Origin of the sequence: Acidithiobacillus concretivorus, assembly GCF_018853445.1 — a bacterium.
GTDB classification, from domain to species: domain Bacteria; phylum Pseudomonadota; class Gammaproteobacteria; order Acidithiobacillales; family Acidithiobacillaceae; genus Acidithiobacillus; species Acidithiobacillus concretivorus.
This window is the reverse complement of the sequence record NZ_JABELD010000009.1, coordinates 1-9,557: the sequence shown is the minus strand read 5'-3', so window position 1 is coordinate 9,557 and position 9,557 is coordinate 1. Positions and strand designations below refer to the sequence as shown.

Sequence of the window (9,557 nt, the reverse complement as noted above, 5' to 3'; positions counted from 1 at the left end):
AAAAAAAAAAAAAGAAATTATCATCCATAATTATAAAAAATTATTTATTCAATGTTTCCAAACAATTAAAAATTAAAATGCGTGATTATTGACCATATTGTTCATGTTTTTATGGCGTGCTTAAATAATACCACACCGATCAAGTAGCCGACCTTTATGGAGGATTCATGAAACATAACTTATCCACATCAAATCAGCAAAATGAGTACGGCCAAGGGATGACAGAATATCTCATCATCGTTGCCCTCATCGCCATAACTGGAATTGCAGTATTTTCCTATTTTGGACAGACGTTGCGCCATCAAATGGCGGGTATTTCCCAGGAACTATCTGGTAAAAGTGGAGGAACCGAAATCACTGCAGCGCAGGGCACTGCGGGGCAAGCAACAGGCAATGCTGCCATTCAGAAGAATATGAGCGATTACAAATCTGACTTAGGAAAATAATTATTTTATTTTAGAATTTTTCATTCACCCAAATTGAGAAAGAATTTCATACACACCCACCCGGATCATCAACCTCATATAAATATGGAATTTATTATGCGCTCACCGTCTATAAATATGATATTTACTGCGAAAAATATCGCAGAATCCGGGCAGGCAGCGTTATTTTCTGTTGCTTTAATTCCAGCCATACTGTTAGCAGGGCTGTTTGTTTTTAATGCTGGGCAGCAAACAGCTGTCAAACTTAAAACGCAAAATGCGGCTGACGCGGCAGCATTTTCTGCTATGCAAATGGAAGCGCGCGAACTAAATTTTATTGCTTACACCAATCGCGCTATGGTGGCAAATCAAGTGGCTATTGGTCAGACCATCAGCCTTGTTTCCTGGGGAAGATACATAAATAGTCTGGGTGTTAATATCCGGAATATTGGAAATTTGGCCGAGATCATTCCAGGTGTAGGCTCAATCATAGCCACCATTACCAATGCCATTGCACAAAGCACTAACATACTGAATCAAAGCATAGAAACTGCAAGCAACGTCTTGCTACCTGGACTGGATTTAGCCGATTCGGCTTTGAGTGGTTCACAAGAAGCCTACCACCTTGCTAACGGTGTTTTCGATCCAGGAGGAGGCAACAATCATCCAGGTGGAGCAATGACAGCCGTTGCTGAACAGGTTGTTAAACTGAATGATGTCAACGGTCAATTAAACACAATTATTATGGCCACCAACCTCAGTAGTTATTTCAAAAATCGTGGGAATCTCCTTCAGCGTTGGGGCGGTGACAAAAAGCAAGCCCAAAACCGCATGGGCTCCATGATCAATGCCTCACGAGATGGTTTTACCTCCACTCGGAATCACCTGCCTACACCACTTCTCCCTGTTAAATCTGGAAATCTGTATGTTACCGGCTGGGAATTTCGTCGCGCTGGAGGCTCGGAGATAGCCAAAACTTCAGAAGGAAAGTTTGTTTGGTCCGGTATGGACACATTGTCATTACATGTTTGGGCCAGAAAAGGGATAGTTTTTGGTGGCAAAAAATGGATTGAAATCCCATTAGGTTATGGAGCATCACAAACCGGTAATGGCAGTAATTTCTCCTATCCTGGTCGATATCTGGAAACAAGATCTACTCCCCAAACAGTTTTTCCATCTGCAGAACGTACAGTCAACTTACCAGCCTATCAAGATTCCCGTTCGCAAAATGCTCAAGGGTCCAATATTGCTGCTTTCAAAAATCCCGGAGAGCAAGATAGCACGGGGGCATCCATGCGCTCGGTCGGCGGCGATGCAACACGCTTTTCTGCTGGTGGAATCAGTCGCTACTGGGATTTTAATCGGAATAGCCCACAACTTAAGGACGCGAATGGAGATCCAGCTGATGTAATGCCTTCTTATGTTGTAGTTGTGGAGCATGATCGCCAAAACGTACGTGACGCCAGCAACACTTTGGGCATCAAGCAGTCCGCTCAGGAAAAAACAAACCTTTCACTGGCACAGGACAATCCAGGCAAGCACATACGCTCCATAGCCAAAGCTCAAGCATTTTTCCGACGCCCTACATCATTATGGCAACGCGCTGATGCCTATGACGAGCGCGCCAATCTTTTCAGCCCGTTCTGGGAAGCCCGACTAGTGGATTTGAATGCACGCGAAAGATCGCTGTATGCGACTTTACTTGGCTTGCAATAAACATGATGCTTCTCATGCTGAAAAAAAATCATGCTGAAAAAAAATTATTTGGGGATAGCTCGCATAGTTCAGAACGAGGGCAGTCACTCACCGAATTCGTCGTGCTTGCGGCTTTTGCAATAATTCCTCTATTTTTCCTTGTCATTTACACCGGCAAATGGAGCTTTACACAATTGCGAAGTATCGAGGCGGCGCGCTATGTAGCTTGGGAGAGAATAGTGTGGAGAAAGTCTCCTCCTCCGGGGCGGGAATGGTCCGCCATCAAAAATGACAGTGAGCTAAGAAACGAGGCCGCAATACGTTTTTTTGGTCCTCATGGTATAGGGCTCGCATCTATCAACTCGGGTAATAGTAATACTGTAAACCCAATACTAATCCGACATGATGGCCAGCCATTACTTCGCAATTTAGCAGACATAAGCATTTCGACACATGAAGAAAATATCGCCGATGGCGTGTCTATGAAATTTTTGGGAACGCTCATGAAAATCTCCAAAATCCCCTTGCAGATGACTGGGCCCACAGTGGCAAACATCAGTGTGCCACTAAGAGGTTTACCCTCTTACGTCTACCTGCCAGGCAGCACATTCTCAGGTGGTCTGCGATTTAACGCACAAGCAGCGGTTTTGACGGACGCATGGACCGCTAATGGTCCTGAAGAAGAAGTCAGAATCGTTAAAACTCTCCTGCCCAGCGCCTATCTCGACAATGGTCTGATCAACACTGTAAAGACTATGGGTGGCGTGCTGTTTCCTGAACTCAATCAGCTGGGCTACGGGCATGTGGATCCAGAAGTTCAGTATGGAGATCGCCTGCAACCTTATCCTGGAGATGGAAGGTCATGAGAAAAAATCAACTTCTTCTTCTCTGTATGTTCTGCCTGGGTAACACGGGCGTTTGGGCGGGAGAAAATCCTCTCTTACTACCAACACCTGAAAATACTGTGACAGAGCCTTTAGCAGGCCACCTCAAAATCAATGGCGTGGATATTCATGCTACACAATTTCATGTCAATGCGGAGGAAGAGCGGCTGCGTTCCCATTTTGTCGAAGCCTGCGCCCAACTAAGAGGATCATATACCGAAAATAATCTTCGTGGTGAGCATATTCAGGGTTGTATAACCCCCCCATATTCGCTCACTAGCCAGTGGCATATGGAAGGGAATACTGCCTACGGGACACTCTCCAGCCTACGCATGGACCAGAAGACAGGGCGCGATCCTCTGCCAGATGATTTACCTCTCCCTGCGAATGCCGAGATATTGCAGGACGTTGATAGTCACGATCATGGGATACACGGACGAGTTTTGCATATACATGTGAACATGCCTGCATCTGATTTGCGTACCCTCATGGAAAAAGCACTCCTGACACGACAATGGCGTGGAAGCCCGGCAATGCAGGGGCAGACATCCGTTATTTCCATGAATAAGGACAACCGCCACCTCGATATGGTTATTGGTGCCGATGGAGTTGGTGAAAGTCGTGTCGTTGTTGTGCTGGATCAACGGTAGTGACAGCCGATGAATGAACAAGGTCAGTCCAGCATTGAGTATGCCATCGTCGCCATATTTGCACTCGGCTTACTGTTTGTGGGTACGCCAAGTCCCATCGTACAACTGATGGATGCATTGCGGAAATTTTCCAGCGATTTTGCCTGGGCTGCAGCTATCGCCACCCTACCTTTTTGAGGACAACTCGTGTCGACTCAAAACATCCCTGAACCATCCGCCACCCCCCTATTACTACAAAAGAAAAAGCGTGCCCTAACTGGCTGGATCATTTTGGTATTTGCTATCACAGCGGGTTTTGCCGCAGCAATGCTTGCTATTCACACGCTGGAGGCTCAGGAAACTACGCTAAAAGAACGCCTGCTAAGTGAATTAACTCCCAAGAAGGAAAGTACCGTATCAGTAGTTGTCCCAATAGAAAATTTACCCGCCGGTACTGTCCTTACCTTAGCCAAGGTAGCACGTCGCGTTATCTCGGCCGACAACGCTCCTGCAGGCGCAGTTCTGGATACTGATTTCGATAAGATCGCATTGAAAAGACTGCTCTTTCAGGCAGAAAGAGGAAAGCCAATTACACTGTCGATGATTAACGCGACAGAGAGTCCAGCGGACGTTCTTGATGACCAACACGTTGCATTGACCATTTCGGTAAACTCCGAGAACTCCTTGGATAAAATGCTGCGGCCAGGAGATCGCATCGATTTATTATGGATCACTTCGCCAAGCATATCTCATAACGCCGCCCTGAATAGCCTACAAACAATAAGTTCCACATCAGAGGGTTCGCTAGTGCGATTTTTAGGCCAGAATTTAAAAATAATTGCCACTGGGAGAGAACTTTCTCCAAACAATGTTGATAATTCTTCGCAGGAATACAACACCATCACCCTTGAAGTGACGCCTTTGCAAGCACAAGAAATTCTGGTTGCACAAAAAAGCGGGGAAATCAGAATGGATTTACGTGGTAATGAAAAAAATGCAGCATGGCCAAAGCGTAGTGTCTCCTTGCATGACATCATTGGTTATCCACCTATTCCTCCTGCAGGAGTGGAATATATAGCGGGTGGGACGACCTCGAACGGCTCAGCGGACATCACTAAAATATCCACTGCGGGACAGAAAAATGATGGAGCGCTTAAATCTAACCCGTCTTTCGAAGAGCACCACAATCAGGAGCACAGTGTCTCCCCTGCTGAACAAAAAATCCAATATTTACCGTTTTCCTATATTCCTCCTTTACCTCAGTCCTGACAGGAAATAGCCTCTGATGAAACCCGTTACCAATATTTTGATTGCGGCCATCTTATGTATATCAATATGGTCCGTAGCCACAGCAGATCCTTTTCTTAATCAAGCAGAAAACATTTCGATGTATTCTGGTCAGGTCAAAATCATTCCGACCAGCACGGTCAGAAGAGTCGCGGTTGGTAACGGTAAAATTTTGAGCGTGACACTTGTAGATAATAAGGAATTATTGCTTCTTGCAGAGGGTACTGGAGAAACCAATCTGCATTTATGGTACAAAAACGGAACAGAAAATGCTGCTCGGGTAGTAATCGCTCCCAAAGATATTGGACATGCTGCGGACGAGATTTCAAGCTTGCTGACTGCCAGCCCCAACACTCAGGTCAGGATTGTCGGCGACAAAATCATCATAGATGGAAAAAATCTTTCTGAAGAAACTCTGAATCGCATTGAAAAACTTAAAGCAGTTTACCCCAACGTGGTAAATCTCGCCGAAAAAGAACCCCTGCGAATGGAAAAAGTTGTTCTTCTGGACGTGCGAATACTTAAAATGAAAACAGACTTTTTTCGCAGTCTCGGGGTCAATTGGAATCAATCCATGGCCGGCCCACAAGCTGGAATTGTGGGTGATTTTACTTCTAATCCCTATTTCCGCATGGGAGTTCCAACCAGTAATGGTACAGGTGGGCCTTTAGCGAACTTCTCATTTCCTAATTCCGGAATCACTGATTTACCGCTGAAAGTGGCCCCATTTGCAAGTAACTTTGGCATCATAGCTTCTGTGGCTTCACGCATTAATTATGCGCTGCAAAATGGTGAAGCCTATGAGATTGCCAATCCCAAATTAAGCGCTAAAAGCGGCAGCATGGAACCCGCTGAATTTCTAGCTGGAGGGCAAATACCCATTCCACTGGCCATAGGCTTTGGTCAGACCTCAGTTATCTTTAAGGACTTCGGAATTCGACTGAAATTTTCACCTGTTGCCGATGATCGCCATAATGTGGGTCTCAAAATATTTACCGAAGTGAGCAACATTGACCCTTCACTGACGGTTGGCGGTGTGCCAGGATTTTTTACCAATCGCAGTCAAACAGAAATCAACCTGAAAGATGGTGAAACACTGGTAATGTCAGGATTGGTTGATCATAATCTTGCCAAAAATAGTAGCAAAATTCCCGGATTGGGAAACATACCAATTATTGGTTACCTTTTTAAGTCGGATGATTTCAGGGATAACGAATCCGAATTAGTTTTTCTAGTTACCCCCACCGTGATCACAGCAGATTCACGCGAAAATATTGATGCTGCCTCTCAGGCCAAATATCTCGAAAATATGTACCAACACAGCTCAGATAAAGGACTTATTCGTTAGGAGAGAAGATCATGTTTCTGATCCGCGCATCACATCCCAAAACAGGAACCCAGATTATTGCACCCAGCGATGGGGTATGTCTCATGGGAAAGGCTGAGTATGCTCAATTACGTCTGGAAGGCTGGAACATTGCCAAGGAACATGCACGCGCTTACTTCGAGCAGGGCGGCGTGTATGTTGAAGGGCTCAGCAATTTCGCCACGATCATGATCAATGGTGAACGCATGCGCGCCTATGGGCCAGTGGGCGCACAAGACGAAGTTGTTATCGCCGGATACTGTCTGCAGATCCTGCCCCGCTTTGACGACGAAATCTTAGGAGTCGACAAAGACAATTCCGCAACGGCTCTCTTAAGTAATAAAATACCTTGTTCCATTGACAATCCACCCAATGCTGAACCACTTTTTACTCCTCCACAATTAACAACCAAGGTATTGGACATCTCCAAAACTGATCAGATAGCTCGCCCTGTATACGACGCACACTGGCTCAGCATGGTTCGGGAAGTACACGAATCAGTCCGTAGCCAGATGGATTTACGCCGCATTGATCTCAGCACGCTTTCCACAGAAGAACTGCGCCGCATGGTGGGTGAACTGGTGCGCGAAATCGTCTGGCGCATGAATCCATCAGTGGATATTGATCGACAACGACTTGCCAAAGAAGTGCTGGATGAAGCCATTGGCCTGGGTCCACTGGAAGACTTTCTGGCTGATGAAAGCATTACCGAAATCATGGTAAACCGCTTTGACGAAATATTTATTGAACGGCAAGGAAAGCTACTGGCAGCGCCTGCCCTGTTCAGTAGTGAAATAGCCGTTCGTCATATTATTGATCGAATTGTTGCGCCTATTGGTAGACGCATTGATGAAAGCTCACCGTTGGTGGACGCGCGCCTTGCCGATGGCTCCCGTGTCAATGCTGTCATCCCGCCTTTATCCCTCAAAGGTGCCTGCATCACCATCCGCAAATTTTCCAAAAAACGTCTGCAGATGGAGAACATGATGGCTTATGAATCCATCGCACCCGATATGGCGCAATTTGTTCAAGTTTGTGTCCAACAGCGTAAGAACATGATTATTTCTGGAGGGACAGGATCGGGTAAAACCACCCTGCTGAACGTACTCTCCAACTATATTCCCGACCACGAGCGCATTGTCACCATTGAAGATGCTGCAGAATTGCGTCTCTACCAGCCAAACCTCGTTTCTCTTGAAGCCCGACCTGCCAATATGGAAGGAAAAGGACAAATACCCATTCGGGAGCTGGTACGTAATGCCTTGCGTATGCGGCCCGATCGAATCGTTGTTGGTGAATGTCGCGGTGGTGAAGCACTGGACATGCTGCAAGCCATGAATACAGGGCATGATGGCTCTCTTACTACGGCTCACGCCAACAGCCCCCGCGATATGCTCTCCCGTCTGGAAGTCATGGTACTGATGGCAGGCATGGATCTACCACTCACCGCTATCCGGGAACAAATTGCTTCAGCAGTAGATGTCATCCTACAAATCACCCGTTTCTCCTGCGGCTCTCGCAAGGTTACCAGCATCTGCGAGGTAACCGGGACCGAAAGCGGAACCATCCAGCTGCAAGAGTTATTCACTTTCAAACAACAGGGTTACGGCAGTGAAGGCAGAGTGCGTGGTGCATTCAGGGCAACCGGAGCTATACCAGAATTTTATGAAGTAATGCGCGAGAGGGGATTACCTATTGATCTCGGAATTTTCCAGACACCTGAACCGCAACGTGGGTCGGGAGCAGAACATTATGTTGCCTAGTTTTTATTTGTTTGATTGGACGGGTCCCACAATAGTCGAGCAGACTGTCGCTATACCCCTTAGCGAAAGGGGGGTCAGTGCCGTAGAGTTTGCCATCACCCTGCCAACTCTACTGCTGGCCCTGCTCGGCACTTTTCAAGGAGCCCTTCTTTATCAGGCCCGCGCGCAATTTGAAGTGGCCACTCAGGAGGCTGTGCGCGCAGGAACGCTGCACGGTGCGAACACTGAAGCAATCCGTGAAGCCCTGGCCCGTGGTCTGACACCGCTGTATACCCACGGTCAAAATCTGGAAGCTCTGGCCAGAGGCTACGCCGCCGCCAAAACCGCTGCAGCACAAGCCAATATCCAAATACTCAGCCCCACTCGAGAAGCCTTTGACGATTTTGCTGAACTGACCCGTGACGGGTCCGGAGCTCCGGTTCATGCGATTCCTATAGATCATCTTGCTTACCGGCAGACACGCACTGGCGTCAACAGCAAAATGTCCATACAGGATGCGACTCTTCTGAAAGTACAAATTACTACTGTACAACCGCTCGTTATACCCTTCATTGATCAAATTGGGCGTGGTCTCTATGCCTTGAAACAGGAAATGGGCTTACCCAGCATTTTTGGTCTGCAATTAAGTCCAGTAATGGGTGTTAATGGCCAAATGGGCTGGGGAATCCCTTTGCAGACAGACACGGTGATGCGCATGCAAAGCCCTGTGCTTGTGGCGGGGCTACCTAGTCAAAACCAGCTTGTGCAACACCCAGAGGCGGAAAGTGTACCTGGTTCCACCTCAACTCCTTCGAACATGGAGCCACTTCCCACTTCTCCCAGCGATCTCGCCACTATTTCTGACGATAAAGCGCCGGTATCCGATCACATTTGTAATGCAGGTGCCTGATGCTACGCATAACTCACGGAGAAAAAATGTTAAATCCATTAGGTTTATTCAAAAATACCTACAGTCCTGCCTGCTTTTAACCTACATAATCACAGTAGATACACGAGCGAGTCAGTACTCCACATCTTTAATAACTGCGCGTCGGCAAGCACTGAGACCGAAAAAACCATCTGCCAGGATCTACAGCTGGCAAGTCTTGATCGACAGGTACCCAAGGACTATAACCAATTGACGGAACATATGAAGAAATGGGTATTCGTAATTGGTTGTGTATGACCACTCGATTTGGATTGTGTGTTCACTTTCCAAAATCGTAATTCTCTGTGTACGCCGCCCATGCGCTTATGAGCGTATGGATTCCCTGCATGCGGAAATCACCCACTAAAAAATCGACTTCTGTGTATGTGTATGAGGCGTGCATGACGGTACCCGAATCATCCCTGAACATTGAAACGCTGAGCCAGCGGATTTACAGCATACGCAATCTCAACGTTGTTAAACAGCGTGCAAAAGTTGCCAGAACTGGGTGGAAAACAGCGTGTAAATTGACCACCTGATATCCTGCCGGATTTGTCCGGAGGAAACTGGAGTGATTTGCATGGAAACCATAGCCAAAGTG

The 9,557-nt window shown here is 46.9% G+C and carries 9 protein-coding genes; all 9 read left to right on the top strand.

Annotated elements, in window-relative coordinates; genetic code table 11:
- Nucleotides 1-167 precede the first annotated feature (167 nt).
- The 9 genes from HJG40_RS01455 (at nucleotide 168) to HJG40_RS01415 (ending at nucleotide 8,938) form a co-directional block, all read left to right on the top strand.
- A complete protein-coding gene (locus tag HJG40_RS01455) occupies nucleotides 168-446 on the top strand; it encodes a Flp family type IVb pilin (protein ID WP_215862555.1) in 279 nt (92 codons plus the stop codon).
- A 96-nt stretch (nucleotides 447-542) separates the two neighbouring features.
- Entirely contained in the window at nucleotides 543-2,141 is a 1,599-nt protein-coding gene (locus tag HJG40_RS01450; protein ID WP_226856809.1) for a pilus assembly protein TadG-related protein, read from the top strand.
- A gap of 14 nt (nucleotides 2,142-2,155) precedes the next feature.
- Nucleotides 2,156-2,986, top strand: coding sequence for a hypothetical protein (locus HJG40_RS01445; protein WP_226856807.1), 831 nt, complete (start codon nucleotides 2,156-2,158; stop codon nucleotides 2,984-2,986).
- Nucleotides 2,983-3,654, top strand: coding sequence for a hypothetical protein (locus HJG40_RS01440; protein WP_215862552.1), 672 nt, complete (start codon nucleotides 2,983-2,985; stop codon nucleotides 3,652-3,654). The genes HJG40_RS01445 and HJG40_RS01440 overlap by 4 nt, the downstream gene beginning before the upstream one ends.
- Nucleotides 3,655-3,663: 9 nt before the next feature.
- Complete coding sequence (locus HJG40_RS01435) at nucleotides 3,664-3,831, top strand: hypothetical protein (protein ID WP_215862551.1); 168 nt, start codon at nucleotides 3,664-3,666, stop codon at nucleotides 3,829-3,831.
- A gap of 9 nt (nucleotides 3,832-3,840) precedes the next feature.
- Complete coding sequence (cpaB, locus tag HJG40_RS01430; protein WP_215862550.1) at nucleotides 3,841-4,902, top strand: Flp pilus assembly protein CpaB; 1,062 nt, start codon at nucleotides 3,841-3,843, stop codon at nucleotides 4,900-4,902.
- Nucleotides 4,903-4,918: 16 nt separating this feature from the next.
- A complete protein-coding gene (locus tag HJG40_RS01425) occupies nucleotides 4,919-6,268 on the top strand; it encodes a type II and III secretion system protein family protein (protein WP_215862549.1) in 1,350 nt (449 codons plus the stop codon).
- 11 nt (nucleotides 6,269-6,279) lie between these two features.
- Nucleotides 6,280-8,049 carry a TadA family conjugal transfer-associated ATPase gene (locus HJG40_RS01420; RefSeq protein ID WP_215862548.1) on the top strand — a complete coding sequence of 590 codons (1,770 nt, stop codon included), beginning with the start codon at nucleotides 6,280-6,282 and terminating at the stop codon, nucleotides 8,047-8,049.
- Nucleotides 8,039-8,938: a TadE/TadG family type IV pilus assembly protein gene (locus tag HJG40_RS01415; protein ID WP_215862547.1), complete on the top strand. Its 900-nt coding sequence runs from the start codon at nucleotides 8,039-8,041 to the stop codon at nucleotides 8,936-8,938. The genes HJG40_RS01420 and HJG40_RS01415 overlap by 11 nt, the downstream gene beginning before the upstream one ends.
- The last annotated feature ends 619 nt before the right edge of the window (nucleotides 8,939-9,557 follow it).

Bases quoted from the DNA above. Each gene is read 5' to 3' on its own strand.
- HJG40_RS01420 (WP_215862548.1), top strand. From the start codon at position 6,280: ATGTTTCTGATCCGCGCATCACATCCCAAAACAGGAACCCAGATTATT.
- HJG40_RS01435 (WP_215862551.1), top strand. From the start codon at position 3,664: ATGAATGAACAAGGTCAGTCCAGCATTGAGTATGCCATCGTCGCCATA.
- HJG40_RS01445 (WP_226856807.1), top strand. From the start codon at position 2,156: ATGCTGAAAAAAAATCATGCTGAAAAAAAATTATTTGGGGATAGCTCG.
- HJG40_RS01455 (WP_215862555.1), top strand. From the start codon at position 168: ATGAAACATAACTTATCCACATCAAATCAGCAAAATGAGTACGGCCAA.
- HJG40_RS01425 (WP_215862549.1), top strand. From the start codon at position 4,919: ATGAAACCCGTTACCAATATTTTGATTGCGGCCATCTTATGTATATCA.
- HJG40_RS01415 (WP_215862547.1), top strand. From the start codon at position 8,039: ATGTTGCCTAGTTTTTATTTGTTTGATTGGACGGGTCCCACAATAGTC.
- HJG40_RS01440 (WP_215862552.1), top strand. From the start codon at position 2,983: ATGAGAAAAAATCAACTTCTTCTTCTCTGTATGTTCTGCCTGGGTAAC.
- HJG40_RS01450 (WP_226856809.1), top strand. From the start codon at position 543: ATGCGCTCACCGTCTATAAATATGATATTTACTGCGAAAAATATCGCA.